Origin of the sequence: Halorientalis brevis, from assembly GCF_042678165.1 — an archaeon.
GTDB classification, from domain to species: domain Archaea; phylum Halobacteriota; class Halobacteria; order Halobacteriales; family Haloarculaceae; genus Halorientalis; species Halorientalis brevis.
Genome location: NZ_JBHUDJ010000001.1, coordinates 351,193 through 376,225, shown reverse-complemented (window position 1 = coordinate 376,225; position 25,033 = coordinate 351,193). Strand labels below are relative to the sequence as shown.

The 25,033-nt window shown below is 66.6% G+C and carries 27 protein-coding genes; 11 read left to right on the top strand and 16 right to left on the bottom strand.

What is annotated here, in order from left to right; translation table 11 throughout:
• Positions 1 to 218: 218 nt before the first annotated feature.
• The 3 genes from ACFR9U_RS01990 to ACFR9U_RS01980 form a co-directional block, all read right to left on the bottom strand.
• Complete coding sequence (locus ACFR9U_RS01990) at positions 219 to 656, bottom strand: hypothetical protein (RefSeq protein ID WP_247377211.1); 438 nt, start codon at positions 654 to 656, stop codon at positions 219 to 221.
• A gap of 247 nt (positions 657 to 903) precedes the next feature.
• Positions 904 to 1,332 (bottom strand): universal stress protein, encoded by a 429-nt coding sequence (locus ACFR9U_RS01985; RefSeq protein WP_247377213.1) that lies wholly within the window; start codon positions 1,330 to 1,332, stop codon positions 904 to 906.
• A gap of 60 nt (positions 1,333 to 1,392) precedes the next feature.
• The gene (locus ACFR9U_RS01980) at positions 1,393 to 3,252 is read right to left on the bottom strand and encodes an ATP-binding protein (protein WP_247377215.1); all 1,860 of its coding nucleotides are present in this window, start codon (positions 3,250 to 3,252) and stop codon (positions 1,393 to 1,395) included.
• 359 nt (positions 3,253 to 3,611) lie between these two features.
• On the opposite strand from ACFR9U_RS01980, the gene ACFR9U_RS01975 reads away from it, so the two are divergent.
• Entirely contained in the window at positions 3,612 to 3,953 is a 342-nt protein-coding gene (locus ACFR9U_RS01975; RefSeq protein WP_247377217.1) for a YfdX family protein, read from the top strand.
• 58 nt (positions 3,954 to 4,011) lie between these two features.
• Positions 4,012 to 4,335 carry a hypothetical protein gene (locus tag ACFR9U_RS01970; protein WP_247377219.1) on the top strand — a complete coding sequence of 108 codons (324 nt, stop codon included), beginning with the start codon at positions 4,012 to 4,014 and terminating at the stop codon, positions 4,333 to 4,335.
• A 2-nt stretch (positions 4,336 to 4,337) separates the two neighbouring features.
• Here ACFR9U_RS01970 and ACFR9U_RS01965 read toward each other — a convergent pair whose 3' ends face one another.
• Complete coding sequence (locus tag ACFR9U_RS01965) at positions 4,338 to 4,931, bottom strand: alpha/beta hydrolase (protein WP_247377221.1); 594 nt, start codon at positions 4,929 to 4,931, stop codon at positions 4,338 to 4,340.
• 62 nt (positions 4,932 to 4,993) lie between these two features.
• Between ACFR9U_RS01965 and ACFR9U_RS01960 the strand changes: the two genes are divergently transcribed.
• The gene (locus ACFR9U_RS01960) at positions 4,994 to 5,821 is read left to right on the top strand and encodes a PspA/IM30 family protein (RefSeq protein WP_247377223.1); all 828 of its coding nucleotides are present in this window, start codon (positions 4,994 to 4,996) and stop codon (positions 5,819 to 5,821) included.
• A 73-nt stretch (positions 5,822 to 5,894) separates the two neighbouring features.
• A complete protein-coding gene (locus ACFR9U_RS01955; protein WP_247377225.1) occupies positions 5,895 to 6,926 on the top strand; it encodes a DUF7972 family membrane protein in 1,032 nt (343 codons plus the stop codon).
• Here ACFR9U_RS01955 and thrS read toward each other — a convergent pair.
• From thrS to ACFR9U_RS01940, 3 genes are all read right to left on the bottom strand, one after another.
• Complete coding sequence (gene thrS / locus ACFR9U_RS01950) at positions 6,923 to 8,845, bottom strand: threonine--tRNA ligase (RefSeq protein WP_247377227.1); 1,923 nt, start codon at positions 8,843 to 8,845, stop codon at positions 6,923 to 6,925. The two genes, ACFR9U_RS01955 and thrS, sit on opposite strands and share 4 nt — an antisense overlap.
• 146 nt (positions 8,846 to 8,991) lie before the next feature.
• Complete coding sequence (locus ACFR9U_RS01945; protein ID WP_247377229.1) at positions 8,992 to 9,696, bottom strand: MinD/ParA family ATP-binding protein; 705 nt, start codon at positions 9,694 to 9,696, stop codon at positions 8,992 to 8,994.
• 120 nt (positions 9,697 to 9,816) lie between these two features.
• Positions 9,817 to 10,536 (bottom strand): MinD/ParA family ATP-binding protein, encoded by a 720-nt coding sequence (locus tag ACFR9U_RS01940; RefSeq protein WP_247377231.1) that lies wholly within the window; start codon positions 10,534 to 10,536, stop codon positions 9,817 to 9,819.
• 115 nt (positions 10,537 to 10,651) lie between these two features.
• On the opposite strand from ACFR9U_RS01940, the gene ACFR9U_RS01935 reads away from it, so the two are divergent.
• Positions 10,652 to 12,172, top strand: a complete 1,521-nt coding sequence (locus tag ACFR9U_RS01935; RefSeq protein WP_247377233.1) for a glutamate-cysteine ligase family protein — start codon at positions 10,652 to 10,654, stop codon at positions 12,170 to 12,172.
• Between the two features lie 14 nt (positions 12,173 to 12,186).
• On the opposite strand, the gene ACFR9U_RS01930 is transcribed toward ACFR9U_RS01935, so the two are convergent.
• From ACFR9U_RS01930 to ACFR9U_RS01915, 4 genes are read right to left on the bottom strand one after another with little or no spacing between them, the layout of a single operon-like run.
• A complete protein-coding gene (locus ACFR9U_RS01930) occupies positions 12,187 to 12,678 on the bottom strand; it encodes a metal-dependent hydrolase (RefSeq protein WP_247377235.1) in 492 nt (163 codons plus the stop codon).
• Positions 12,679 to 13,146 (bottom strand): hypothetical protein, encoded by a 468-nt coding sequence (locus ACFR9U_RS01925; RefSeq protein ID WP_247377237.1) that lies wholly within the window; start codon positions 13,144 to 13,146, stop codon positions 12,679 to 12,681.
• On the bottom strand, positions 13,143 to 14,192 hold the full coding sequence (locus ACFR9U_RS01920; RefSeq protein ID WP_247377239.1) for a dipeptide epimerase: 1,050 nt from the start codon (positions 14,190 to 14,192) through the stop codon (positions 13,143 to 13,145). The genes ACFR9U_RS01925 and ACFR9U_RS01920 overlap by 4 nt, the downstream gene beginning before the upstream one ends.
• Positions 14,189 to 15,208: a DUF1611 domain-containing protein gene (locus tag ACFR9U_RS01915; RefSeq protein WP_247377571.1), complete on the bottom strand. Its 1,020-nt coding sequence runs from the start codon at positions 15,206 to 15,208 to the stop codon at positions 14,189 to 14,191. Before ACFR9U_RS01915 ends, ACFR9U_RS01920 begins: the two co-directional genes overlap by 4 nt.
• Positions 15,209 to 15,285: 77 nt before the next feature.
• On the opposite strand from ACFR9U_RS01915, the gene ACFR9U_RS01910 reads away from it, so the two are divergent.
• On the top strand, positions 15,286 to 16,527 hold the full coding sequence (locus ACFR9U_RS01910) for a SecDF P1 head subdomain-containing protein (protein ID WP_247377241.1): 1,242 nt from the start codon (positions 15,286 to 15,288) through the stop codon (positions 16,525 to 16,527).
• Between the two features lie 3 nt (positions 16,528 to 16,530).
• On the opposite strand, the gene ACFR9U_RS01905 is transcribed toward ACFR9U_RS01910, so the two are convergent.
• Together ACFR9U_RS01905 and ACFR9U_RS01900 are read right to left on the bottom strand one after the other, a co-directional pair.
• Positions 16,531 to 17,421: a Vms1/Ankzf1 family peptidyl-tRNA hydrolase gene (locus ACFR9U_RS01905; protein WP_247377243.1), complete on the bottom strand. Its 891-nt coding sequence runs from the start codon at positions 17,419 to 17,421 to the stop codon at positions 16,531 to 16,533.
• Positions 17,422 to 17,446: 25 nt separating this feature from the next.
• The gene (locus ACFR9U_RS01900) at positions 17,447 to 17,848 is read right to left on the bottom strand and encodes a DUF5802 family protein (protein WP_247377246.1); all 402 of its coding nucleotides are present in this window, start codon (positions 17,846 to 17,848) and stop codon (positions 17,447 to 17,449) included.
• A gap of 129 nt (positions 17,849 to 17,977) precedes the next feature.
• Here ACFR9U_RS01900 and ACFR9U_RS01895 point away from each other — a divergent pair, with 129 nt between their 5' ends.
• The 3 genes from ACFR9U_RS01895 (at position 17,978) to ACFR9U_RS01885 (ending at position 20,689) form a co-directional block, all read left to right on the top strand.
• Complete coding sequence (locus ACFR9U_RS01895) at positions 17,978 to 18,622, top strand: DUF1405 domain-containing protein (protein WP_247377247.1); 645 nt, start codon at positions 17,978 to 17,980, stop codon at positions 18,620 to 18,622.
• A gap of 96 nt (positions 18,623 to 18,718) precedes the next feature.
• On the top strand, positions 18,719 to 19,981 hold the full coding sequence (locus tag ACFR9U_RS01890; RefSeq protein WP_247377249.1) for a hypothetical protein: 1,263 nt from the start codon (positions 18,719 to 18,721) through the stop codon (positions 19,979 to 19,981).
• Positions 19,982 to 20,035: 54 nt separating this feature from the next.
• Positions 20,036 to 20,689 carry a metalloregulator ArsR/SmtB family transcription factor gene (locus ACFR9U_RS01885; protein ID WP_247377251.1) on the top strand — a complete coding sequence of 218 codons (654 nt, stop codon included), beginning with the start codon at positions 20,036 to 20,038 and terminating at the stop codon, positions 20,687 to 20,689.
• Here ACFR9U_RS01885 and ACFR9U_RS01880 read toward each other — a convergent pair.
• Positions 20,686 to 21,234: a hypothetical protein gene (locus tag ACFR9U_RS01880; protein ID WP_247377253.1), complete on the bottom strand. Its 549-nt coding sequence runs from the start codon at positions 21,232 to 21,234 to the stop codon at positions 20,686 to 20,688. The genes ACFR9U_RS01885 and ACFR9U_RS01880 overlap by 4 nt on opposite strands.
• Positions 21,235 to 21,329: 95 nt before the next feature.
• Between ACFR9U_RS01880 and gatD the strand changes: the two genes are divergently transcribed.
• Complete coding sequence (gene gatD, locus ACFR9U_RS01875; RefSeq protein ID WP_247377255.1) at positions 21,330 to 22,577, top strand: Glu-tRNA(Gln) amidotransferase subunit GatD; 1,248 nt, start codon at positions 21,330 to 21,332, stop codon at positions 22,575 to 22,577.
• 4 nt (positions 22,578 to 22,581) lie between these two features.
• Positions 22,582 to 23,499: a GNAT family N-acetyltransferase gene (locus ACFR9U_RS01870; RefSeq protein ID WP_247377257.1), complete on the top strand. Its 918-nt coding sequence runs from the start codon at positions 22,582 to 22,584 to the stop codon at positions 23,497 to 23,499.
• Here the strand turns inward: ACFR9U_RS01870 and ACFR9U_RS01865 are convergent.
• Both ACFR9U_RS01865 and ACFR9U_RS01860 read right to left on the bottom strand, forming a co-directional pair.
• The gene (locus tag ACFR9U_RS01865; protein WP_247377259.1) at positions 23,496 to 23,774 is read right to left on the bottom strand and encodes a ubiquitin-like small modifier protein 1; all 279 of its coding nucleotides are present in this window, start codon (positions 23,772 to 23,774) and stop codon (positions 23,496 to 23,498) included. The genes ACFR9U_RS01870 and ACFR9U_RS01865 overlap by 4 nt on opposite strands.
• Before the next feature lie 44 nt (positions 23,775 to 23,818).
• On the bottom strand, positions 23,819 to 25,033 hold the full coding sequence (locus tag ACFR9U_RS01860) for a TrkA C-terminal domain-containing protein (RefSeq protein WP_247377261.1): 1,215 nt from the start codon (positions 25,031 to 25,033) through the stop codon (positions 23,819 to 23,821).

Genomic DNA, 25,033 nt, shown 5'->3' with positions numbered 1-25,033 from the left:
GCTCCGCGCCGTCTGCCAGCGGGACCTCCGGTTCCTCCCTGCTCGCGGATGCTGGTGGGCAGTACAGGGCGCATAGTCAGCACGGTGCCACAGTAGTTAGAGGGCAGAATTATTGGCCTAAAATATCGTTGAGGAGTCGGTAGGTCGATAGTCAAGGACGTACGCTGAAAGTCTACAGACGGACTTATCGCACATTCCTGTGGGAACGGTGTATTGACTTACGCATTGAGGTCTTCGGTCACAGGACGGTATTCACCAGCACCGACAAAATAGCCGATACTACCAGTAATCGTACTGAGCGTGCAGATCACTCCCGCGGTGTGAAGACTTACCGAGCCAACTGTACTTTGAGGAAATGTGTTAGCTGTCGGTAAGTACCACAAGTAGAATCCACTAACGAAAATTGCAGTGCCAATGAACCCCGTTCCCAAACCGTATCTTCCCCAGCCAGCGATGACACCGACAACAATGCTGATCAGGATGACTGCCTCTGGATGAAACTGGAACCATGCGGCTGGCAGCACGATGCGTCCGAATATCATGACGACCACTGTGAGACAGACCGCCCCCACGAGGAACGCAGTACGTGAACGGGTTGGCTTTCCAACAAAGAGGTGCCATAGATACCGTCCAGCTAGTATCCACTGATTGGGCATACCTAATCAACAGAGTGTCATGGAGTATGAACGGATTGGTGACATCACGACTCCTAACCAGGATGTAGTCTCAATCCAATCAATAAGATCATCTATTGAGCAGACAAGCATCCGCGAGCAGGGAGGGACCGAAGGTCCCGCTGGCAGCCGGACGTAGTCCGGCGACGAAGCGAGCCGGCAGCAGTTTTTAGTCCAGGTTTTTGCGATGGGGGTCGCTGGGAGCGACCCCCCGACGTAAAAAAGTGGTTTACCGTGCAACGGTCACGGGAATCGTCGAACTGCGGACGACGTTCTCGGCGACGCTGCCCAACAGGATGCGCGTGACGCCCGAGCGGCCGTGGCTCCCCATGACGATCTGGTCGACGTCGTGTTCCTCGGCGTACTGCACGATCGCACGCGAGGGCTTGCCGACGACGGTGTCCTCGGTCACGACGACGTCGCGGCCGTTCGCCCGGTCTCGTGCGCGCTCGAACAGATGCTCGGCCTCGGACTGGGCGTGCTCGTACCACTCCTCCGAGAAACTCGGGATGGACGCCTGCGCGCTGTAGCCCGCCTCGGCGGGATTGATGACGTTGAGCAAGACGAGTTCGTCGTCCGGAAATTCGTCGATGGCGAACTCGAAGGCTTCCCAGGCCTGCGACGACCCGTCCAGCGGAACCAAGATTCGCTTGCTCATGGTATTCCATAACATCTACCACGATTAAATAGTTCGTGCTCGACGGGGACCGTCGGGTGCTCAGTCGCGGCCGTGTTTGGTGACACACACCGGGAGGCCGATGAGTTCCACCGGTTCGGAGTTGTCCGGCGAGTAGACGACCATCTGGCCTTTCTCCATGTAGGGGACCTTGGCTTCGAGGTTCGACGGGATGTTCACCGCGGAGATCGCGTCGTCGTCGCCGAGATTGAGGACGACGGTCGTGTTGATCTGCTTGAACACCGGCTCGGCGATGTCCTGGGGGTCCTGGGTGATGAGGAAGAGGCCGAGCCGTTCCTTGCGGCCCTGTTTCGCCGCCTCGGTGAACTTCCCGATGACCTTCCGGGCCTGGACGCTGTCGGCGTCGGTCAGGAAGTTGTGGGCCTCGTCCATCCCGACGACGAGGGGCGTCTCTTTGATCCGGTCGAAGTGCGGATCGTTCGAGAGCTTCTCGTCTACCAGGAGACTCGACAGCGCCAGGACGATCGTTTCGGTGGTCCGGCTCTCGTTGATGTGGTAGGTCGGCACGACCGTGAGACCACCGGGACGGACGAACTCGTGGATCAGCTCGGTGATCGGCCGGGCGTCCTGGTCGAACACGTCGCCGAAGCCCCGCGCACGCCGGCGCACGGCGTCGAACGTCGCCTCGTGGACGCGCCCGCTCTCGTCGAGTTCCTCCTTGAGCGCGGGGTCGTCGAGAAACGAGATGAACTGCTCGTAGCTCCCGTTCGAGCCGTAGTTGTCGAAAAAGCGCTTCAGGAGGTAGCGCAACGCGGAGTACTGGTTGTCGTTGAGGCCGCCGCCGGAGACGAGCCAGGGGTTGCCCCGGACCATCGAGAACGGGATGGTGAACTCGACCTGCTCGGCGCGGTGGTGGTCGGCGGCGTAGGAACTGCCGCCGACTTTCGGGACGAACGCGACGGTGTCGTCGTGGCCGCCGTAGGCGACGCCTTCCCGTTCGAGTCGTCGCCGGTCCTCGTCGGTCATGTCGGGGTTGTCGTCGTGCATCTGGGCGTACTCGTCCTGGGGGTCGAACTGCACGACGGCGGTCTGCACTTCCCGGTCGCTCCCCGAGGCGACCGGATAGCTGCGGTCCTCGTCGAGGTATTGCCGGAGGATGTTCTTCGAGCCGTGGGTTTTCCCGGAGCCAGTCCCCCCGGCGACGAGGGTGTGGCGGAACACGAGCGGGTCGCCCGCGTCGTAGTCGTCTTTGAGCCGGTAGTCGATGGTCGGCGGTTCGGCGGCGGTCTGGACGCGCTCGCCGCCCACTGCGAGGTGCCCGAGGAAGACGCCGTCCTCGGGGATCTTCAGGCCGGTCTTGATCTCGCTCTTGTCTGTCGCGGCCCGGACCACTGTTTCGGGCTTGGGAACCCGGTCGGTCATCCGGCGCTTGAGTTCCCCGTCTTCTTCGAAGAGTACCGCCACTGGCTCCAGCGTGGCGATGAACTTGAAGTCCTGTTCGTCGATGCCCCGGGAGCGCATCGCGCGCCGCGCGTGAATCTCGGTCGCGTCGTCGGTCCGGAACTCCTGGGCGTACTCCAGCGCCGTGATCCGACAGAACAACCGCTCGTCGTCGGGATACGGGACGAGCAGGTACTTGCCGATGCGGACCTGCGAGCGGTTCTGGACCGTCACGTACGCGCGCAGGGCCGTGTCGTCCGGGTCCTCGCTGATCGTCAGTCCTTCGGAGGCCGAGAGGACGCCGATGCCACGGTCGCTGCCCGCCGGCGAGACGTCGACCGTCTCGAACTCCGGCGTCTCCGCGTCGGCGTCCGTCGCGTCGGTGGTCGTCGGCTCAGTCGGCGACGCGTCGTCTGCAACCGTCTCCTCGCTCGGCGCGTCGTCGTCCTCGTCACCCCCGTCGTCTGCGTCGAAATCCGTAAAGTCACCCAGATCTGACATACTGGCTCCATCGGACCCCCGGGTCAAACGCGTTTCCCCTGTCGCCGCTCGGCGATACGTTCGCTCGACTGAGACGGGCACCGCGAAACCGATCGTCCGTCTCCACGCAGGAGCCCGCCACGACGGTCAAACGGGTCGCCGTGGTACCCTTACCTGCCATGTCCGACGACAGGCAACACGCGAGCGGGGGCGTCGACCAGTCCGACGCGAAATGCTATGACGTCGACCGACAGGCCGATCTGGTCCTGCCCTGCGTCGCCAAGCCGAACGCTGATCTCCGTCTCCGGGCCTGCCAGGAAGAAGGGTGCTCGACCACCCCCACAGGTGACTTTTTCCCTGCTCGTCACGTACGTGTGGGTATGTTACTCATTAGCGGCCACGCCGGCGGCACTGACCTGACCGGCACGCTGTACGAGCGCGGCGAGCGCTCCCCGTCGTTCAAGGGCGCGCCCGACGAGGACGCCCCTTACATCTGGGTCTGTGACTCCTTCTACGAGGTCGAAAGCGGCGGACAACAGACCGAGATCGACGGTCGGCAACTGAACGTCGCGTTCGAGTCGCCGATGCCCCACGGGTTCGAGACCCGCGAGCAGGCCATCGACGCCGCCGAGGAGCACATCCGCACCCAGTTCGCCCGCGTCGGCCTCGACCCTGCCGAGGTCGACATCGACGTCGTCCAGGCCGAATCCGAAGCGAACTGACGCCCCGGCTCTCGTCGAAATAGGTACATTCTTAATCACGTCAGTCTAGTCCTGTGGTATGGCGACTCATGCCCCGAGGGACGCTGACACGGACACAGTCGATCTGCCGCCTGCTGTGCCGTCTGCCCTCTCGGCTCTGACTCGCTTGAGTTGGGAACTGGGTGCTCGAATCGTCGAGGACGGGGAATCGACGCTCCACAGCGAGTGGACGCACACGGAAACGCCGCGGCGACTCTCGTTCTACGCGGCGACGAGCAACACCGTCATCGTCCGCGTCCGGACGCCCGTCGGTCGGAAACGGTTCTACGGTGCGACGCAGACCGACCTCGAAGCGGCGCTCCCGGAACTCGACGCCGACCCGCAGTGGCGCCGTCGCTCCTGAGCTTACAGCGCCTCGGCGAAAAAGTCGGCCACGCGCGCGGCGATCTGCTCCGTCTGTCCGACGAAGAAGTGATCGGCGGGGTAGGAATCGACGGCACAGCCACGCTCGCGAGCCCGCTCGACCACCGGCTCCCAGTCGACGGTCTCGTCGCGCTCACCGTACAGTACCTGGACTGGACAGTCGATGCCGTCGAGGGCAGCGACGGTCTCGAACTCGTGGCCGGCGGCCGCTGGCGGTGACAACACGCCGAGGGCCGCCGGCTGGGGGTCGCTGTCGGCCGCGGCGAGCAGCGCGACGGCCGCGCCGAAGCTGTAGCCGAAGAGCCCGACCGGCTCGTAGCGGTCCCGGGCGTACGCGAGGGCGTTCCGCGCGTCCAGTCGTTCTCCCTTCCCCTCGTCCCACGGCCCGTAGTCCAGGCGGAGGCAGGCGATGCCGTGGTCGGCGAGCGCGTCACCGACGCCCCGGAGTCGCGGATCGGTCCGGGAGCCGCCCATCTGCGGGTGCGGCGGGCAGGCGACGACTGCAGCGTCGGCGTCGGGCGTATCGACCGTCGCGCGGACGTCTCGGGCGCCCGCGATGCGGATCTCGTCGCTCATATTTGTTTCTCGACCTCGATGCGTGTAAGTGTTTTAAGGTCGACGGTGCCCAACGGGCCGACATGGGTATCCTCTCGCGCGCCTCCTACGTCATCCGGTCGAAGATCAATTCCGTCTTGAACCGGGCGGAGGACCCAGCCGAGACGCTGGACTACTCCTACGAGCAGCTCCGCGACGAACTCCAGGAGGTAAAGCAGGGCATCGCCGACCTCACGACCCAGAAAAAGCGCCTGGAGATTCAGCAGCGCCGCCTCGAAGAGAACGTCGACAAACACAACGAGCAGGCCCGGGAAGCAGTGCGACAGGATCGCGAAGACCTCGCTCGCCGCGCACTGGAGAAGAAAAAGCAGAAGATGAACCAGATCGAGGATCTGGAGTCCCAGATTCAGCAGCTCCAGCGCCAACAGGATCAGCTCATCGAGAAGAAAGATCAGCTCCAGAGCCGCATCGAGCAGTTCCGCACCAAGAAAGAGACGATGAAAGCCCGGTACAAGGCCGCCGAGGCCTCCAACCGCGTCTCCGAAGCCATGACTGGGGCCGGCGAGGAGATGGAAGACGTCGGGCGGGCGATCGAACGCGCCGAGGAACGCACCGACGAGATGGAAGCCCGCGCGGCCGCGATGGACGAACTCCAGGAGAGCGGCGCCTTCGAGGACGCCCTCTCGGACAAGGACCAACTGGACCGGGAACTCGAAGAGATGCGCACCGAAGGCGAGGTCGACGCCGAACTCGACACGCTCAAAGAGGAGATGGGCAAAGGCGACGGGGAGGTAGCGGACGACGTCGAGACCGACGTGGAGACGACGGACACCGAGACCGGCGACAGCGAGGTCAGCGACGAGGAACTCGACGCGGAACTCGAAGAACTCAGAGAAGAAGAGAAGAGCTGACGACACTGGACCGGTGGCCCGGCCGGCGATTGCCCGGGCGTACTGATTTCCGGCTGTGGGGCGACCTTTTCGCATGGCCTCGAACGCGGATCAGGACAACGGCGCCGACACGATGCGGAGTCGCGTCCCGGGCAGTCGGCTGAAACTGTGGCTCCTGCTGGAGGCCAATCGATGGGTACTCGCCGGCGTGGTGCTCGCCGGGCTGTTTCTCACGTTCGTCGTGCTCGGGCATTTCGATCCCGTTTCGCTCGGCTCGGCGCTCACGTCCACGGACCCGATCGATACGCTCTTCCAGGCGCTCACCACGGCGATCATCACCGGCGTCACGCTCGTCGTCACGATCAACCAGCTCGTGCTCTCGCAGGAACTCGGCCCGCTGGGCGACCAGCGCGACCGCATGGAGGGGGCGCTCTCGTTCCGCCAGGACCTGGCGTCGACGCTGTCGGTGGGCGTCGTGCCTGCCGAACCCAGTGCATTCCTGGGGGCACTCGTCGACGCGGCGGCGGCCAGGAGCGAGACGCTCGCGGCGGCCGCGACCGAGAGCAGCGACCCGCAGGCACGCGAGGAGATTCAGTCGCTCACGGCGGAGATCCGTCAAAACGCCGATGGAGTCAGTCAGCAACTCGACGGCGCGCAGTTCGGGACGTTCGCGGTGGTGTCTGCCGCACTGAACTTCAACTACTCGGTGAAGATCTACGAGGCCCGTCGCATCCGTGCCGAGCACGGCGACGCACTCCCGGACGACGTGACGAACGCTCTCGACGAACTACTGGAACTCCTCGAGCTGTTCGGTCCCGCACGCGAGCACGTCAAGACGCTGTACTTCCAGTGGGAACTCATCGACCTCTCGCGCGTGCTCCTGTACACGGCGCTCCCCGCCCTTGCCGTCTCCGTCGCGATGATCGTCTACGTCGACGACGGCGCGTCGGTCGCCTGGACCGTCCTGGGCGTCGACGGCATCGTCTGGCTGACGAGCGCGGCGACGGTCGTCGCACTGACGCCGTTCGTCCTGCTGGTCGCGTACATCCTGCGCATCGCGACCGTCGCGAAGCGGACGCTCGCCATCGGGCCGTTCGTGCTGCGAGAAATGGATTCGAACGCCTAGTCCAGGAAGTCCGGGTCCGGCCGCTGCTCGCCGACTTCGCTCTCTAGGTGCTCGCGGAACGCGTCGATCTCGACGTCTTTCGTCTCGCGCTCTTTGCGGTCGCGAACGGAGAGCGTCTTCGCTTCCTCTTCGTCGTCACCGAGGATCAGCATGTAGGGGACCCGATCCTCGTGGGCCTGGCGGATCTTCTTTTTGACCGTCCAGGAGCGGTCCTCGATGGTCACGCGGTAGTCGCCCAGGCGGTGCTTGACTTCCTTGGCGTAGGGGATGTTGTCGTCGCTGATCGGTAATATCCGTACTTGCTCGGGGGCCAGCCAGGTCGGGAACTTCCCGTTGTAGTGCTCGGTGAGCACCATGAAGAACCGCTCGTAACTGCCGTACAGCGCGCGGTGGATCATCACCGGCCGGTGTTCCTCGTTGTCCTCGCCCGTGTAGGTCAGATCGAACCGCTCGGGCATGTTGAAGTCCAGCTGGACCGTCGGGCCGTCCCAGTGGCGACCGAGGGCGTCCTCGAACGCGAAGTCGATCTTCGGGCCGTAGAACGCGCCGTCGCCCTCCTCGACGACGTAGTCCATGTCCGCGTCCTCCAGGACGGATTCGAGCTGGGCTTCGGCTCTCTCCCAGATCTCGTCGCTGCCCACGGATTTCTCCGGGCGGGTCGCGAACTGCACCGTGTAGGTGAGGTTGAACGTGTCGAGGATGTCGAGGATGATGTCCATGATCGCCTCGACCTCGCTTTCGATCTGGTCCGGGCGGACGAACAGGTGGCCGTCGTCGATGGTGAACGCCCAGACGCGCGAGAGCCCCGAGAGTTCACCCCGCTGCTCTTTCCGGTAGACCTTCCCGTCCTCGAAGTACCGGACGGGGAGGTCGCGGTAGCTCCACTGGCCCTGGTCGAAGATGGTGGCGTGGCCTGGGCAGTTCATCGGCTTCAGGCCGTACTCCTCGTCGTTGACGTCCAGCAGGAACATGTCGTCCCGGTAGTTCTCGTAGTGGCCGGACTTCTTCCAGAGTTCCGTCCGGAACACGTGGGGCGTCTCAACCTCGCGGTAGTCCGCGTCGCGGTTGAGCCCGGCGACGTAGTCCGACAGCTCGTTCAGGATCGTCTTCCCGTTGGGGTGATAGAGTGGGAGCCCCGGCCCGGTCGTCTCGTCGATGGAGAACAGGTCCATCTCCTGGCCGATCTTCCGGTGGTCGCGCTCCTCGGCCTTGCGGCGCTGTTCGAGGAACTCCTGGAGCCCCTCTTCGGTGGGGAAGGCGGTCCCGTACACGCGGGTGAGCGTGTCGTTCTCCTCCTCGCCGCGCCAGTAGGCCGCCGAAATCTCCAGCAGCTCGAACCCGCCGATCTCGCCGGTCGAGTCGACGTGCGGTCCCTGACAGAGGTCGTAGAAATCGTCCTGCTGGTAGAAGGAGACGGGGTCCTCGCCGGCGGCTTCCGTCTCGAGGACGTCCTGTTTGTAGGGGTTGTCCTCGTAGCGCTCGAACGCTTCCTCGCGGTCGACGAGCTCGCGCTCGATGTCGTAGTCGGCCTCGATGATCCGTTCGGCTTCCGCCTGGATGTCTTCGAGATCGTCCTCGTCGATGTCGACGCCGGTGACGTCGTAGTAGAACCCGTCGTCCGTCCAGGGGCCGATCGTGAGTTTCGCGTCGGGGAACTCCCGCTGGAGCGCTTGGGCGAAGACGTGGGCCGCGGAGTGACGTAGCACGTCGAGGTACTCGTCGGCGGACTCCGTGACGATCTCGATCTCGACGTCCTCGGTGAGTGGCGCGTGCTTGTCGACGAGTTCGCCGTCGACGACGCCCGCGATAGTGTCACTCCCCAATCCCGGTCCGATCTCGTAGGCGACGTCCTCGACGGTGGACCCCTCCGCGACGGAGAGGGTCGAACCGTCTGGTAGCGTGACCGTGACCTCGCTCATACCCGTGGCAAGCCGACCGTATGGGATAAGTGTATTGAGAGCCGGGCGACACGGCGGCTCGGCTCAGACGGTTTGCCGTCACTGGGTACCGCGGCGATCACCCGATGGTGGGTGGTCCATGCGTCACTGCCTTCCAGCAGACCGTCTCAGTCCGACGCGCGGGCCGTAACGAAGTTCCCGACCTTCTGGGCGAGCGTCCGGTAGGCCTGCGTCGCGAGGTGGTCCGGATAGTTGACGACGACCGGTTCGTCGCTGGCTGCGTCGCGGTCTTTCGGGACCGCCGCCAGGACCGTCACGCCGAGTTCGTCGGCGATCTCCGGGATCGTCGTGTCCGGCTCGGCCTGCACGACGACGGCCCCGAGCAGTCCCGTGTCGACCGAATCGGCCAGGTCGGCCATCTTCCGCGTGTCCTCCATGGCGACCTCTTCTGGCGTGGTCACGAGCAGCGCCGAATCGGCCACTCGCATCGGGACGACGGTCTCCTGGCAGAGCCCGGAGCCGGTGTCGACGATGACGGCGTCGAACGACGAGCGCAGTTCGTCGATCAGCGGTCGCAGGTTCTCCGGACTGGCGTCGACGAACGCCTCCAGTCGGTCGGCCCCCGGCAGCACGGTCACGCCGGCCGGTCCCTCGACGAGCGCCTCACTGAGCGGTGCGCGACCGGACAGCACGTCGTGGATCGTCGGCGTGTGCTCGATGCCGAGCATCCCTCCCAGGTTCGTCATGCCGAGGTCGGCGTCGACGATGACGACGTCGTGTCCCTCCTGTTCGAGCGCGATACCGGTGTTGATGGTGGCCGTCGTCTTCCCGACACCACCTTTTCCCCCGGCGATGGCGTACACTTCCCCCATTGCGTACCCGATATATCTACTCACAGGGAAAAATACCTTGCGTGTAATTATTTAGGACGTTTCTGATCGCTTTCAGGAGCGGGTGAAGAGGCCGGCGCCGCTGTGCGACCGGCGTGCGTCCTATGACTCCGCGGTCTGTTTGACGGGCGTCCCGACGTAGTCCGTGAGCTTCATCGCGAGCCGGCGGTACGCCTGTGCGGCGTAGCTTTCGCTGGCGGTCACGACGAGCGGTTCCTCGGCCGCGGCCACGTCGTCCTGGGGCACCACCGACAGGATCTCCTCGTCGAGTTCGTCGGCGACGGCCGACACTGCCGTGTCCTTGTCGGCTTTGGTGACGACGGCCCCGACGACGTCCGTTTCGACGCGCTCGGCGAGTTCGGACATCTTCCGGGCGTCCACGATCGACACCGATTTCGGCGTCGTGACCAGGAGCACGCCGTCCGAGGCGTCCATCGGAATCATCGTCTCCTGTGAGACGCCCGCGCCGGTGTCGACGAGGACGACGTCGTAGTTCCTGGCCAGCGAGTGCAACACCGGCCGGAGGTTCGACGGATCGCCGTGGGCGAACGCTTCGAGGCTCTCGTGGCCGGCCAGAATCGACAGTCCCTCCGGCCCGTCGGTGATCGCCTCGCTCATCTCGGCTTCCCCTGCCAGCACGTGATGCAGTCGCGGCTGGTGATCCAAGTCGAGAATCTTCCCCAGGTTCGTCATGCCGAGATCGGCGTCGACGACGACGGTTTCGTGGCCCGCTTCCTGGAGCGCGACGCCCGCGTTGATCGCCGTCGTCGTTTTCCCGATACCGCCTTTCCCCCCGGCGACCGTGACTATGTCCCCCACCATTCGTACCACTGAATTCTCGCCACTCCATCAAAAAAATATCGTGACGATGTTCCGGGAATTTAAACGGTGAGAACAATCGACAGGCTAAACCGACCGCTCTCGTAGGTTGTGAGCAATGACCGATCGCGTGGAACTGGTGGAGCGGTCGCTGTCGGCCGACACCTACCCGACGTTCGGGGCTCGCGTCGAGGAGCAGGCGGCGTTCCTGCGGGAGGAACTCGCCCGTGGCGCCCTCGACACCGACGGGTTCGCCGTCGGGCTGGAACTGGAAGTGTACGCCGTCGACGACGGCGCGCTGACCCGGATTCCCGACGACGTCTTCGACGCCTGCAACAAGGAACTCGGCCTGCACAACGCGGAACTGAACACCGACCCGGACCCGTTCACGACTGCCGGGATCGAAGCCCAGGCCGACGCGCTCCGGACGCAGTGGGCGGCGGCACAGAACGCGGCTCGCGACGCGGGGTGCGACCTCGTTCTCGACGCCATGTGGACGCTCCCACCGGACGAGGGGAGCTACCAGTACCTCGCCGCCACCGAGCAACGCGACGGGGTGACCGTCCCCTCGAACATGCGTGCGATCTCGCGCTACTGGGGCATCGACCGCGACTGCGTCCGGAAGGCCGGCGGCGAGATCGAGTTCGACGTCCCGGGCGCGTCGATCAGTTTCCCGACGATCCTGTTCGAATCGCTCGCGACCTCTATCCAACCGCACGTCCAGATCCCCTCGACGGACGCGTTCCCCCGATACTACAACGCGGCCATCCGGACGCTCGGTCCGGTGCTGGCGCTGGCGACGAACTCGCCGTTCCTGCCCGGTGACCTGTACGACGAGGACGTCGACCCCGAGCGCCTCCTGACCGAGACCCACCACGAACTCCGGATCGCCGCCTTCGAGCAGTCGGTCAACCAGACGGGAGAACGGAAAGTCCGGGTGCCCGACGACGTCGAGACGGCGACCGACGTGGTGGACTACCTGGTCGCGGACCCGGTCGTCTCCCCGTTCCTCTCGGAGTGGCTCGCGGGCGAGGGGGAGGGCGACGTGTACGCGGACAACTTCTGGGAACTCGATCACAAGCGCGGGACGTACTGGCGGTGGCTCCGGACTGTCATCGGCGGCGACCCCGTCGACGGACTGAGCGACGAGCGCTCGCTCCGCATCGAGTACCGTCCCCTCCCGACGCAACCGTCGATCCGCGACATCGTCGGGTTCCAGTGTCTCGTCGGCGGGCTCGTCAACGGCCTCGTCGTCGACGACCACCCACTTACGGACCTGGACTGGGACGCCGCCGAGGCCTGTTTCTACTCGGTCGTCGAGAACGGGCTGGACGCCGAGTTCGCGTGGATCACCGCGGACGGCGAGCGGACCGACGATCCCGAGACCGTCTTCGCCGAGGTGTTCGAGTACGCCCGTCGCGGCCTCGACGACCTCGGCGTGGCCGAGTCGACGGTCGAGACGTACCTCGGCCCCCTCGAAACCCGCTGGGAGGCGCGGACGACGCCGAGTCAGTGGAAGATCGAGCGCGTGCGCGAGGCGCTGGCCGACGGTGCCGACCTCCAGGCCGCCCTGGCGACGATGCAAACAGAGTACGTCCGGCGCTCGAACGAGCACGACACGTTCGCCGAGTGGCTGTAAGGGCCGGCCCGTTCTCACTCCCGCCGCCGCGTCACGCCGAACACGACCAGTGCTACCGCCCCCGTCGCGATCGACGGCCAGTAATCGCTGGACAGGTACAGGTCCAGATCGAAGATCGGCGCTCGCCAGTGCGTCAGTGGGTACAGGAGGTCGTACGTGTACGGCACCGGGCGGAGGAGGAACGCGTCGAGCAGGAGATGCGAGAGGAGGCCCCCGACCAGCAGCAGGAACACGACGCGCCGCTCGGACCGCTCGACGAAGAGACTCAGAATCGCCGCCGTCAGCAGGGCACCACCGAGCCGGTGGAGCGGCTCCCACGAGAACGCCACGCCGAGGGCGGATTCGACCTGATAGGACGGAACGAGCAGCTTGACCTTCACCAGGTCGGGGACGAGCGCGCCGGCCATCCCGGTCACGATCCGCGGTCGCGTGAGCCAGTCGACGCGCCACGCGCTCACCTGGAGCGCGACGTACGCGACGAGAACGTGCGTCATGAAGTCCGGCATCTACTCGTCCCTCCGCTTTCGGAACACGAGGGCCCGGGCGTCGAACCGCCAGTCCCGCAGCCCGAGGCCGACGACGAACACGAGCGCGACGAAACTGATGCCGTACATGTACATTCTGTTCGCCGTCTGCTGTGCCACGCCGCTTTTGACCTGCACGGTGTGGTCGGCGTGCAAGGTCCCGAAGACGTCGACGGCCGTGCCTCGCTCGACGGACCGATCGAACCCGTGCAACGTCAGTTCGAGCCGGTCGCTCGTCCCGTCGACGGCGACGACTGTGGGGTCCGTCGCGACGACGGTACCGTCGAACTGCACTGTCCGGCCGACGTACGTCCCGTAGTCGTCGGCGAAGTCCTCGGCGGTCGGTCGGCGTTCGACGTACCGTCCGTAATCGAACAGCATCCCCACCTGCAGGGCGACGAGCAGCAGGACGAGCGCCGCCCGTCGGCCCCGCTCGTCGCCGACCCTCATCGCTCCGAGACTCCCGTGCCCGGCCCGACGCTGGCTGTGAGGTCGATGCGTCCGCCCGGCATCGGCACGCCGTCGAAGGGATCGTCCGCCAGCAGGAGCGCGCCGTCGAGGTCGGCGTACTCGACCAGCGGCGTGAGGTGGGCGGCGGCCGCGATGGAGGCGTTGCTCTCGGTCATACAGCCCAGCATGACGTCGAGGTCGTGCGCGTGAGCGGTGTGGATCTGTCGGCGCGCCGCCTGGAGCCCGCCGCACTTCGCGAGCTTGACGACCACGACGTCGACGCTGTCGGCTACTGCCGGCACGTCCCGGGCCGTGACGCAACTCTCGTCGGCTGCGACGGGGAGCGCGCCCTCCTCGCGGACGCGAGCCAGCCCCTCCGGATCGGCTGCTGGGACCGGCTGTTCGACGAACTCGACGCCGTGGTCGGCCAGGAACTCCGTCATGGCGACGGCCTCATCGGGGTCCCACGCCTCGTTGGCGTCCACGCGGACGGTCGCCTCGGGCGCGGCCGCGCGGACGGCCCTGACGACCTCCCTGTCGCGGTCGGTCCCGAGCTTCACTTTCAGGACCGAGTAGCCGGCGTCGACGGTCTCGGCGGCGCGGTCGGCCATCGCTTCGGTGTCGGCCAGGCCGATGGTGAACGACGACGTGACGGGCCGGTCCGGATCGAGGCCCCAGTAGCGATACAGCGGCACGTCGAGTCGCTTACAGACGAGGTCGTGGAGGGCGACGCTGACGGCGCTGCGGGCCGCGGGGTCACTGGTCGCGTCGCCGACCACGTCTCGCAGCCGTCGCTCGATGCGCTGGAGCTGGAAGGGGTCGTCCACGTCCTCGACCACCGAGAGCAAGTCCGGCAGCACGCTTTCGACGCTCTCGCGGCTCTCGCCGTAGTACTCCACCGGTGCGCCGCCGCCGATTCCCACGGTGCCGTCCTCGTCGGTGACGCGGACGACGACGTTGCCGGACCGCTCGGTCGTCCCCCGGGAGATACCGAAGGGAACGTCGAGCGGCAGGTCGTGCCAGGTGAAGTCCGTGGTGAGGGTCATAGCACGGCGTCGAGGATCTCGTCGGTCCCGAACCGGATGGGGTCCGTCGCTGGCGCGTCCAGCGTCGTGGCGTACTCCACGATCGCTTCGTTCGCGTCACCGTCGTCGAGGTGCGAGGTGTTCAGCGAGCCGGCGACGACGTCCGCCGCCGACACCGGTGCGGCGAGGTCCTCGTACAGCGAGACCACCTGGGGAAGCGGCGGGATCGGGAACGATTCATAGCCGTGGATCGCTTCCCGGCCGGCCTCGTGACAGAGGACGAGTCGATCGGGCATCGCGCCGTGGAGGATGCCGCAGGTCACCGCCGAGTAGGCCGGGTGCGTGATCGAGCCCTGGCCCTCGACGACGAGCAGGTCGTGGTCGGCGCCGCGCTCGCGGACCATGCGCTCGACCGCGCCCGCGGTGAAGTCGCTCACCGTGCGGTCGACGGGGATGCCCCAGTCCTCGACGATGATGCCGGTCTGGCCCGTCGGAATCAGGGCCGCGTCCACGCCGCGCTCCCGGGCGGCCTCGACGAGTTCGACGCTGGTGGTCATTTTCCCCGTCGAGCAGTCGGTCCCGACCGTCAGGACGACGTCGGCGTCCACGTCGGCCGCCCGCCCGGCCGAGACGGTGAGGTCGTCGGGCGGGTTGCGGACGTCCCAGATGTCGCAGTCGTGCTCTGCAGCGAGGGTTCGGAACTCCTCGTCGGATTCGAGGAAGTAGTGCAGGCCGGAGACGACGTCGCAGCCGCGTCCGAGCGCGCCGCGGACGTCGGCCCGCCAGGACTCCTCGAAGCCGCCACCGATCGGTGCGATGCCGATGACGAGCGCGTCGAGCGGTCCCTCGACGCCGTCGATTCCGGCGACGATGGGGGCGTCCTGGACGCGCTCGTCGGCGAGGTGGTCGGCGACGCGGTCGCCCGCAGTCTCCCGGTCGAGGACCGCGGCCACGTCGTAGTCCGCGTAGCGGAGGATGCCCACGGCAGTCTTGGCCCGGTCGGGGAACTGCTCGTGGGCGAGGATCGCGACGTTCATGGCCGGGGTGTCGGCGTCCCCGGACATAAACACCGCCACCGCCTCCTTTTTGTGTTAGATGAGCGTCATCTACGGTCATGCGCCGCCCTGCAGTCCTCTTGGCGTTCGCCGCGCTGGCCGTCGCGATGACGGTCGGCTCGGCGGCCGGAGCAGCGACCGTCCCGAACGGGAACGAGACCGTCCTGACGGCCGAGATCGAAGGGACGACAGCGACGAACGTCACGATTTCGCCGGACGCAGACGTGGACGACATCCGCGCGACTGTCGCCGCCGAACTCGACGTGGACGAACAAACGGTCCGCGTCGCGCCCGAAGAGACCGCGGTCGAAGTGCGCGAGGGCAACGTCTCGACGACGGCCCTGCGCGATGCGCTCCGAACCGCCGGCCTGAACGCGTCGGCCGCGACCGTTCACGACGGCGTGAGCGCACATACCCAGACCGAGACGGTCAGGATCATCGACGAGCGCCTCGCTGGCGCAGATATCGACGCGACGGTTGCGTCGGTGACGACCGACGGCGGTGCTCGTGGTGTCCGCATCAGGGCGACCGATACAGACCCCGCCGTGATCGTGGAGAATCTCACCTTCCAGGGACGCGTCGAGATGGTCGCTCACTTCCCGGTCCAGCGCGACGGCGACACCGTCCATCGGGACGTGACGCTGCTGACGAACGAAGACTTCGAGACCGTCGGCTCGGCACGGTCGGGGCGGCCGGGTACCACCCCTCTCGTTCCGGTCACGCTGACGGACGAGGCCGCCCAAAACTACTCCAACGCGATGCAGAACTTCGGGTTCACGAGCGACGAGGGTATCGCGGACTGCCAGACCGACACTGCGAAGGAAGACCCCGACAACGCCTCGGGCCACTGTCTGTACACGGTGTACGACGGCGAGGTCGTCTCCGCGGCCCAGATGAGTGCTGGACTCGCCCAGACGTTCGAGACGGGTGACTTCGTGAACGATCCCGAGTTCGTCATCACGGCAGCGAACATGTCCGAAGCGCGGGACCTCTCGCTCGCACTTCGTGCCGGTGCGCTCCCGGCACCGCTGGACTTCGACGAACTGCCCGAGTCACCGCGTCAGAACAACACCGCTGGGAGCAACACCGAGTCGACAGAGACGCAGACTGCGACCGAGAGGAGCGACGCCGACTCGACCGAGACTGTGACTGCGACCGAAAGGAGCGACGCAGAGTCGTCCGAGACTGTGACTGCGACCGAGACGACCTCCAGCGGCGACGGTCCCGGATTCACTGCGATCGCCGCACTCGCGGCGCTCCTGGGACTGGTTGTCGTGGGTCGTCGCGTCGAGTCGCGCTGACGGTCAGAGCCCGCGCAGTTTGACCGTCCAGAAGTCGTGGAACGCGTCCGCCAGCGCGTCCTCGGGATCGCCGGTCGCGTCGACCGTCGCCGTGGCGTCGGCCACGTCGGAGAACTCGCCCAGAACCGTCCGTTCGCCCACGACGTACAGCCGCTCGGTCTCGCGCTCGTCGAGCGCTTCCAGACAGCGGTCGACGTGGGTGTCGATCTGCTCGTTGCGGAGCCGCTCGAAGCGCGCCTGGGAGAACCCGCCCTTGGAGTGTTGGCTCTTCAGCTCGGAGTCGAACCCGTGGAAGGCGGTCCGCTCGCGGCCGTCGTACTCCCCCATGGCGAACAGGTCCGATCGGACCAGCGCGAGCGTGAACTCGCCGGTCGGTTCGAGCCACGATCGCTCGAACGAAAAGCCGGCGCTCCACTCGGCGAACGGGGCCGGCGGTGCGGGCACGGAAAGCGCCGTGCTGACGAGCCCCGCGTCGTCGACGCAGACGAGACAGGGGGCGGCCCGCGAGACGAGCGCCGCCCGTTCACCGAGTGCGTCCCGCACGCGGTCGGGGACGTCTGCGTCGACGTAGGCCGTCAGCGCGCCTTCGCGTTCCGTCTCGACGGAGTCGAGTCTGTCCAGGACTTCGGTCAGCCGCTCGCCGCGGAGCCGTTCGGTGCGACGAAAGTCGAGGTGGCCGCCGTCGTCGCCTTCGAGTCGGTCGACGGTGCCCTCGAGTTCGGCGATGCGGTCTTCGAGCCGGTTGACGCGCTTTTCGGCTTCTTGGCGGGCGCTCGCCGCGTCCGCGCGGCGTTCCTGCTCGGCGTCGAGCTGTCGTTCCAGGTGTTCCTTCTCGTCTTCGAGGTCCGCAATGCGCGCTTTCAGTTCGGCGCGCCCGAGCAGCTGGTCCAGCATCACCGGAGAGGGAATCGCTGAGGGCTTAAAATGCCTGGCCGCCGAAATTCCCGCCGAAACCGCTGCCGTCGCTTTCCTCGTCGAACTCGAACTGGCCCGTCAGTTCGAGGAGCTGTTTGGCCCGATCGGCCTTTGCGAGCAGGACCTCTCGGAGCGCGGGCGGGTTCCGAATTCGACTGTCTTCGAGCACGGTTTCGGGGACTGCGAGCGTATTTGGCGGGAGCCCATCGTCGCCCGTCACCGGAAAGTGACTCGCGTCGAGTTTCATCACGAGCGGGTTGTCGAGGCGCTGGATGCCCTCGCCGTCTGTATACAGTTGTTCGTTGACTCGCTCGTGTTGCTCGCGACACATGGCTGCCGTTTCCCGCTCGTCCGGCTCGACGTACAACCGGCCGAGGTAGTATCCGCTCGAAAACCGTTCGAACATGCTATACGATAACGCCTACCAACCGATCGGATAAAAGCCTTGGCCAGTGGACTTATGCCGTCGTGCAAACAGCGGGTTCGGGCGGTCGGAGGCGACACGGCTTTGGGGACGGGCGGGCAGGATGGGGTAATGTGGCGACGTGAGGGGCGGGTCATCCCCGCGCGGTGGGCACAGTACTATCTCGGAAACGCGCCGAGCCTCGTCTGGCTGCTCGTGGCGAACGTGTTCGCGGTGCTGGTCGGCATCCAATACTACGTCGCGACGATGCCCGGGGTCTCGACGTTCCTCTGGCCGTTCTACGTCGACTCGCCGGTCGCAGTGTTCCTGATGGCGCTGTCGATCGCCACGTTGCTTCCGTTCATCGGCCGGCCGCTCGACGCCGTGCCTCGGACGCGGGTCCTGGCGTACCTCCACACGCTCGCGTTCGTGTGGCTCGTGAAGATGGGACTGTGGACGTTCGTCGCCCTCAATCTCGGCTTTACGGCGTACTTTCCAGCGGTGTGGGCGTACTTCGGTATCATCCTCACGCACCTCGGTTTCGTCGCTGAAGCGTACCTAATCCCCCATTATGGAGCGACTACTCGGGGCGCGCTGGCGGCCGCACTCGTCCTGTCGGTGGGAAACGATATCCTCGACTACGGGTTCGGCCTGCATCCGCCGTTGCGGTACGAACCGACGCTCGTACTGGTCGTTTCGACGGTTATACTCTCCCTGCTCTCAGTCGCGCTCGCCGGTCTCGCGCTCGATAGATTACCGGGTCAGAACGGAAAGTAAACGCTATTAGACGATGTGAGTCCGCGAACGTGGTCGGTTGAACGGTACGAACGGATGTTCGCTTTTTTGTGTCTTTCTGGATAAGGGGTGAGTAACATGAGCGTCCGTCAGGCTACGTTGGTTGTACTACTGGTCGCTGTGGGGACTGCGCTCGCGGTGGCCCCGGCTGCTGGCTCGACGGCCAGTGACGGGGCCACGGGCCCGGCGGCAGCGCTCGCGGCAAACGAGACGAACGGATCGAGTAGCGGTGGCGTGAGCCTGGGGACGCAGATCTCCTCGTTTATGCAGGCGAGCTCGGCCGAGGTCAACGGGTCCATCGACGCGGGCATGTGGCGGGCGGAGTTCAACGCGTCGAACGGCTCCCAACGGGACCGCGTCGTCGAGAACCGAATCCGGACGCTCGACCGTCGACTGGACCGTCTCGAAGCGCGGATGGGCGACCTGGAGGCCAGACACGAGAACGGCACGCTTCCGGAGGTCGCCTACGTGGCGCAGGCGACTCATCTCACGAAACAGATCGACTCGCTCCAGCAATCTATCAACGACACCGAGACCGCGGCGACGAGCGCCGGTGTGAACGACACGCGACTCGACCGACTGCGAACCGAAGCCGCAAACGTGAGCGGCCGCGAGGTCGCACAGACCGCCAGGCGGCTCCCCGTCGTGAACCCGCCTGGACGCGACGAGCGTGGGCCGCCGGACCGTGCTGACCAACCGGAAGAAGCCGGCCCACCGGAGAACGCTGGTCGACCCGATGACACTGGGAAGCCAGCCGAACCTGGTCGACCGGCGGACGTCGGTCCAGCCAACGAGACGAACGGGCCCGATGCTCCTGGGAAACCGGCGAAGGCCGGCCCGAACGCGAATGAGACCGGGGCCGACGAGACGGGGCCGTCAGAGTCGGCGCCCGGACGGGCCGACGACGCGTCAGAAGGCCCTGGGAACAACGGGTCCGACAGCGGGACTCCAAACGCGGGCGAGTCCAGGCGGTCAGGTGACTCCGAAAACGCAGCTAACGGGGCAGCGAACGCTCCTGACGACGATACTGGCGTCGCTTCCGAGGATAGCGAGAGCGCGGGCAGTGGTTCGGGAAACCCGAAGAGCGGTGACGGTCAGGGCGCCGGGAGCCCGAGTGCCGACGAGAACCCGTCCAGTGGAAGCGCTGGCGATGAACCCAACGAGAACGCCGACCGTGGCAACTCCCAGAAGGCCGGTGACGGAGACTCTCAGAAGGCCGGCGGTGGAGGCTCCCAACCGGGCGGCAATGGGGGCTCCCAACCGGGCGGCAATGGGGGCTCCCAACCGGGCGGCAATGGGGGCTCCCAACCGGGCGGCAACGGCAACCCACGTGGTCGGTGACGCGCCGGCGGCTTGCAGTTAACCTTTTCACTACCCTTCGCTTACGTCCGGTAAATGGACTCCGCCGAGTTACTCAACCTCCTGGGTAACGAGAATCGCAGGCGTATCCTCCGGCTGCTCGCACGGAAGCCCTGCTACGTGACGGAGATCAGCGAGTACCTCGGTGTGAGCCCCAAGGCAGTCATCGACCACCTCCGGAAGTTAGAGGAGGCGGGCCTCATCGAGAGTCGCGTCGACGACCAGCGCCGGAAGTACTACTTCATCTCTCAGAACCTCCGCCTGGAGGTGAGCGTCTCCCCTTACGGGTTCGGCATGAAAAGCGCCTACCCGGCCAGCCAGAGTCTCGACGTGGGATCGACCTGCCGCCATCTCAAGATCGAGTTCAACACGGACGACGCGAGCGAACTCGCCGACCTCGCCGCGGAGCTGAACACGCTCGAACAGCTCGAGAACGAGCTGTCGATGGCCCAGCGGTGGGTTCAGGGCAGACTCGCCGACGTGATGGAGCGACTCAGCGACGAACTCGGGACCGACGACACGCGACTGTACGCTGACCTCCTGGGGACGCTCGCCGATGGCCCGAAGACCGTCGACGAGCTCACCCGGCGCACCGAAGCCCCGAACCCGGTCGTCAGGGAGGCCCTGTCGGAACTCGCCGAGCGTGGCATCGTCGGCAAAGACGGCGGTCAGTGGCGGCTCCGCGACTAGAGGTCTCTCGTGAGGCCGTCGCGCAGGTCGCGACCGAAGTAGTGGCCGACGAGTCCGGCGAGGCTCCCGGCACCGACGCCGAGCACGACCAGCGGCAGTCCCAGCCCGAACGCAGCGAGGATCAGGTGGTCGAGTAGCGTGCCGAGGCCGGCGGCGATCGCCCCGGCGAGCAGCAACTCCAGGTACCGAGGTCTGGCGTCGGCGAGTCCGACGCCGAACCCGACCGTCGCGATCCCGACGAACCCGGCGAGGCCGCCGAGGAACGGGATCGGGACGACGGACCCCGCGGCGACCATCGCGACCAGCACGAGTCCGAGAACGAACAGGAACACCCGCACGGAGAACAGGCCGCTGAACGGCGACGCCAGGCTTTCTCGGAGCCGGCTGGTGATCGTCGCCTCGCTGGCGGCTGCTGCCGGCTCGTCCGGCCCCGGTCCGCGGTCGACGTCCGGGCCCGGATCGACGTCCGCTCTGACGCCGGCGTCGTCGAGCAGGTCTGCGGAGTCGTCGACCGACCGATCTCGCTGGTCGGTTCGTTCAGCCATCGTGTGTGAGAATTCGACCTGTGCGGACGTGAGTCTTTTCCCGGCGCGGTGCGCGAAAAGATGGTTTCAAGTCCGGGCGTGCGGTACGCGAGCGTATGAACCCAGGGGACCGGGTCCGCGTCGACCGCGCGGACCAGACGTACGAGGGCGTCCTCTTGCCCTCCACGACGACGGAGAACCTCGTCGTGAAGCTCGATAGCGGGTACAACGTCGGCGTCGACCGCGACGCGGCGGACGTGGAAGTACTCGAATCTGACGTGTACGCCGTCGAGGATGCACAGGACACCGACGGCGAGTCCGAAATCGAGTTCGACGAGGACCTGCCGACCATCTCGCTCATCTCGACCGGCGGGACCATCGCCTCGACCGTCGACTACCGCACCGGCGCAGTGACCGCTCAGTTCGACGCCGAGGACGTGCTGCGAGCCGTCCCGGACCTGGCCGGCCGTGCGAACTACCGGGGTCGCGTCGTCGCGAACATCCTCTCGGAGAACATGACGCCCGACGTCTGGCAGGACCTCGCCCACGCAGTGAAAGAAGAGATCGAAGCCGGTGCGGACGGCGTCGTCGTCATGCACGGGACCGACACGATGCAGTTCACCGCCTCGGCGCTCGCCTTCATGCTCGACACGCCGGTTCCCATCGTGTTCACCGGGAGCCAGCGCTCGGCCGACCGGCCGTCCTCGGACAACGTCATGAACGCCGTCTGCGCGGTCGAGGCCGCCAAGGACGACTGCGCGGAGGTGCTGGTCTGCATGCACGAAAGCGAGTCCGACGACGTCTGCGCGCTCCACCGCGGGACGCGCGTTCGGAAGAACCACACCTCTCGGCGCGACGCCTTCGAGACCGTCGGCTCGGAACCGCTCGGGCAGGTCGATTACGACGCCGAGGAGGTCACCTTCAACCGAGACCACGTCGAGCGCGGCGAGCGCGAGTTGGCGCTGGCCGACGACCTCGAAACCGACGTGGACCTCGTGAAGTTCACGCCCGGCACCAGCCCCGCGCTGCTCGAAGCCGCGGCCGACGGCGCCGCGGGCGTCGTCATCGAGGGCACCGGTCTCGGCCACGTCAACACCGACTGGATCGAGACGATCGACGAACTGACCGACGCCGGCACCGCCGTCGTGATGACGAGCCAGTGTCTCGACGGGCGCGTCTGCGATCGCGTCTACGACACCGGCCGGGATCTGCTCGACGCCGGCGTCGTCGAAGGCGAGGACATGCTCCCCGGCACGGCCAAAGTCAAGCTGATGTGGGCGCTCGCAAACGCCGAGGACGTCGCCGAGACGATGCAGGAACCGCTCGCTGGCGAGATCACCGACCGCTCCGTTCCCTGGACCTGAGACGATGGCGCCCACCGTCCGCCAGGCCGCGGCCGACGACTACGAGGCGGTCGCGGCGTTCACCGAGGACACCTGGGCCGACCGCGACGTCGGCGACTACATCGCCGACGTGTTCCGCGAGTGGGTAGCGTCCGACGGTCCGAGCCAGCGGACGCTCGTCGCCGAAGTCGACGGTGACGTGGTCGGGCTCTGCCAGGGCGTCCTGCTCAGCGACCACGAGGCCTGGGCACAGGGGATGCGCGTCGACCCCGACTTCCGAGGTGAAGGCGTCGCCGTCGCGCTCACCGAGGCCGTGTTCGAGTGGGCGCGCGACCGGGGCGCGACGGTGTGTCGCAACCTCGTTTTCTCGTGGAACGACGCCGGCCTCGGGCAGTCGCGAGCGGTGGGCTTCGAACCAGCGACCCAGTTTCGCTTCGCGCATCCGGAGCCTGACGCCGACGCCGAAGCGCCGGCCGAGACCTCGGGGGAGCTGTCGGTCACCGACGACGCCGCGGCCGCCTGGAGTTGCTGGCAGCGCTCCGCGGTGACGGCGGAGCTTCGCGGCCTGATGCTCGATCCGACGGAGACGTGGGCCGTCTCGGAACTGTCTCGCCAGCAGCTGTTGGACGTAGCCGACGACGAGCGCGTGTTCGCGGTGCAGGGCGAGAACGGGACGCGCGCGGCGGCCGTGCGCGTGCGTGACTACGAGAGTACGGACGGTGAGACGCGGTACGCCGAGTACGGCTTCGCGACCTGGACGGACGTTCCGGCCGCGCAGACGGTGTTCGCGGCCATCGAACGCGACGCCGCGGCGCTCGGCGTGGACGAGACGCGGGTCGTCATCCCCGAAACTGCGCGCCACGTCTCAGACGCGGCGTACGCGCGGGCGAACGTCGGCGAGGCACCCGAGTTCGTGCTGGAGAAAGACCTGAGTGAGAGTTAGCCACCGCTGACCGGCGGGAACAGCGCCAGTTCGTCGCCCTCTGCCAATTCCGTCTCGTACCCGTCCTTCTCGACGAACGGGTTGTCCCCGTTGTGGAGGACGCGGATGTGGTCCTCGATCTCGCCGTTCTCGTCGAGCACTTCCTCGCGGAGTTCCGGGTGGGCGTCCACGAGCGCGTCCAGCGCGTCGCCGAACGTCGCGCCGGGATCGACGTCCACCGAGACTTCCTTGGTACCGACAGTCTCCGCGAGATTGGCGAAGAGCTTCCACTGCATACCAGAAGAGGCGGCCGCGGCGACAAAGAGGATTCCGGGTCCGCTCAGTCCCCTTCGGCGGGCGGCTCGGTCGGCTCGCTCTCGGGAGTGTCGCCGCGAGCGGCAGCCGCCGCGTCGAGCTTGCGGAGTTCCTCCGGGCGAGCGATGGCGTAGAGCGCGTCGCCTGGATCGACGAGACGACTGCGTTTCGGGAGGGTTTCGACGTCGCCGTCGGCGACCCGAACGGCGATGATGGTAACGGCGAGCGAGCCGAGGGGCTGGCCGGCGAGCGGGCTCCCGTCGCGAACGGTGACGATGCTCATCGTCTCGTCTGCAGCCCGGAGCAGCGACGTGAACTCGCGGTCGGCGCGTGGCTCGACGGGGAGCGTCACCAGCCGGTACCGGGTGGTCTGATCGAGTCCGTCCGCGTCGGCGGCGTCGATCGCCAGGGTCACCACGTCGTCGGCGATGCCGCGGATCTCGCCCGTCGTCACGTGCTCGATCGGGTCGGTCGTCCAGACCTGAACGACGTCGCCGGCGCTGGCCGCGAACGCGGGGTCGGCGTTGATCGCGACGGCGGCCGTTTCCGGCGGGAGCGTCGGGCCGATCCCGGCGGCGCGCGCGCCCAGCGCGAGGTACTCGACGCTGCCGTCGGCTGCGACGTCGACGTCCACGTGGCCGACGTCGTAGTCGGCTTTGAGCCGGGTTCGCAGTCGCTGTTCGAGCTCGCCGACGGTCAATCGCTTCGGAAAGAGGAACGTGTGGCCGGCGAGCTGAGCTTTCGTCTCCGCCGGGACGGGATCGTAGCCGACGATGTCGTCGATCTCCTCGGGGAGTTCGACGGCGATGACCCGGCCGACGGCCTCGACGACGCGGCTCACCTCGCCGTTGACCTTTCGACCGCCGGCCGCGACGAACACGTCTTTGCCGAGGCGGTCTCCGACGGCGATCGCGCCGTACGCGGCGACGCCGGCGACGAGGAACGCGCTGACGTTGAACAGCGCCGTCGTCGTCGAAAGCGGGTCCGGTCCCGTCCCGGTGATGACGTGTCCGAGGGCGCGGCGGGTGTTGAGATACGCAGCGACCCCGCTGAGGCCGACGAGAACCGGGAGGCCGGGCTGGACGCGTTCGTTGGCGTACCACCGGAACACCAGCGCGACGGTGCCGGAGAGCGATCCCGAGAGGAGCGCCATCCCCACCAGTCGGGTGACGGCGATCACCGGGTTGTCGATCACCGAGACGTCCTGGAGCGCGAGTCCCGCCGCCGTCTCGATCGACAT

Bases quoted from the DNA above. Each gene is read 5' to 3' on its own strand.
- ACFR9U_RS01920 (WP_247377239.1), bottom strand. From the start codon at position 14,192: ATGACCCTCACCACGGACTTCACCTGGCACGACCTGCCGCTCGACGTT.
- ACFR9U_RS01895 (WP_247377247.1), top strand. From the start codon at position 17,978: ATGTGGCGACGTGAGGGGCGGGTCATCCCCGCGCGGTGGGCACAGTAC.
- ACFR9U_RS01935 (WP_247377233.1), top strand. From the start codon at position 10,652: ATGACCGATCGCGTGGAACTGGTGGAGCGGTCGCTGTCGGCCGACACC.
- ACFR9U_RS01970 (WP_247377219.1), top strand. From the start codon at position 4,012: ATGGCGACTCATGCCCCGAGGGACGCTGACACGGACACAGTCGATCTG.
- ACFR9U_RS01945 (WP_247377229.1), bottom strand. From the start codon at position 9,696: ATGGGGGAAGTGTACGCCATCGCCGGGGGAAAAGGTGGTGTCGGGAAG.
- ACFR9U_RS01990 (WP_247377211.1), bottom strand. From the start codon at position 656: ATGCCCAATCAGTGGATACTAGCTGGACGGTATCTATGGCACCTCTTT.
- ACFR9U_RS01880 (WP_247377253.1), bottom strand. From the start codon at position 21,234: ATGGCTGAACGAACCGACCAGCGAGATCGGTCGGTCGACGACTCCGCA.
- ACFR9U_RS01900 (WP_247377246.1), bottom strand. From the start codon at position 17,848: ATGTTCGAACGGTTTTCGAGCGGATACTACCTCGGCCGGTTGTACGTC.
- ACFR9U_RS01915 (WP_247377571.1), bottom strand. From the start codon at position 15,208: ATGAACGTCGCGATCCTCGCCCACGAGCAGTTCCCCGACCGGGCCAAG.
- thrS (WP_247377227.1), bottom strand. From the start codon at position 8,845: ATGAGCGAGGTCACGGTCACGCTACCAGACGGTTCGACCCTCTCCGTC.
- ACFR9U_RS01955 (WP_247377225.1), top strand. From the start codon at position 5,895: ATGGCCTCGAACGCGGATCAGGACAACGGCGCCGACACGATGCGGAGT.
- ACFR9U_RS01890 (WP_247377249.1), top strand. From the start codon at position 18,719: ATGAGCGTCCGTCAGGCTACGTTGGTTGTACTACTGGTCGCTGTGGGG.
- ACFR9U_RS01910 (WP_247377241.1), top strand. From the start codon at position 15,286: ATGCGCCGCCCTGCAGTCCTCTTGGCGTTCGCCGCGCTGGCCGTCGCG.
- ACFR9U_RS01985 (WP_247377213.1), bottom strand. From the start codon at position 1,332: ATGAGCAAGCGAATCTTGGTTCCGCTGGACGGGTCGTCGCAGGCCTGG.
- ACFR9U_RS01930 (WP_247377235.1), bottom strand. From the start codon at position 12,678: ATGCCGGACTTCATGACGCACGTTCTCGTCGCGTACGTCGCGCTCCAG.
- gatD (WP_247377255.1), top strand. From the start codon at position 21,330: ATGAACCCAGGGGACCGGGTCCGCGTCGACCGCGCGGACCAGACGTAC.
- ACFR9U_RS01975 (WP_247377217.1), top strand. From the start codon at position 3,612: ATGTTACTCATTAGCGGCCACGCCGGCGGCACTGACCTGACCGGCACG.
- ACFR9U_RS01980 (WP_247377215.1), bottom strand. From the start codon at position 3,252: ATGTCAGATCTGGGTGACTTTACGGATTTCGACGCAGACGACGGGGGT.
- ACFR9U_RS01885 (WP_247377251.1), top strand. From the start codon at position 20,036: ATGGACTCCGCCGAGTTACTCAACCTCCTGGGTAACGAGAATCGCAGG.
- ACFR9U_RS01905 (WP_247377243.1), bottom strand. From the start codon at position 17,421: ATGCTGGACCAGCTGCTCGGGCGCGCCGAACTGAAAGCGCGCATTGCG.
- ACFR9U_RS01860 (WP_247377261.1), bottom strand. From the start codon at position 25,033: ATGTCGATCGAGACGGCGGCGGGACTCGCGCTCCAGGACGTCTCGGTG.
- ACFR9U_RS01965 (WP_247377221.1), bottom strand. From the start codon at position 4,931: ATGAGCGACGAGATCCGCATCGCGGGCGCCCGAGACGTCCGCGCGACG.
- ACFR9U_RS01865 (WP_247377259.1), bottom strand. From the start codon at position 23,774: ATGCAGTGGAAGCTCTTCGCCAATCTCGCGGAGACTGTCGGTACCAAG.
- ACFR9U_RS01925 (WP_247377237.1), bottom strand. From the start codon at position 13,146: ATGAGGGTCGGCGACGAGCGGGGCCGACGGGCGGCGCTCGTCCTGCTG.
- ACFR9U_RS01870 (WP_247377257.1), top strand. From the start codon at position 22,582: ATGGCGCCCACCGTCCGCCAGGCCGCGGCCGACGACTACGAGGCGGTC.
- ACFR9U_RS01960 (WP_247377223.1), top strand. From the start codon at position 4,994: ATGGGTATCCTCTCGCGCGCCTCCTACGTCATCCGGTCGAAGATCAAT.
- ACFR9U_RS01940 (WP_247377231.1), bottom strand. From the start codon at position 10,536: ATGGTGGGGGACATAGTCACGGTCGCCGGGGGGAAAGGCGGTATCGGG.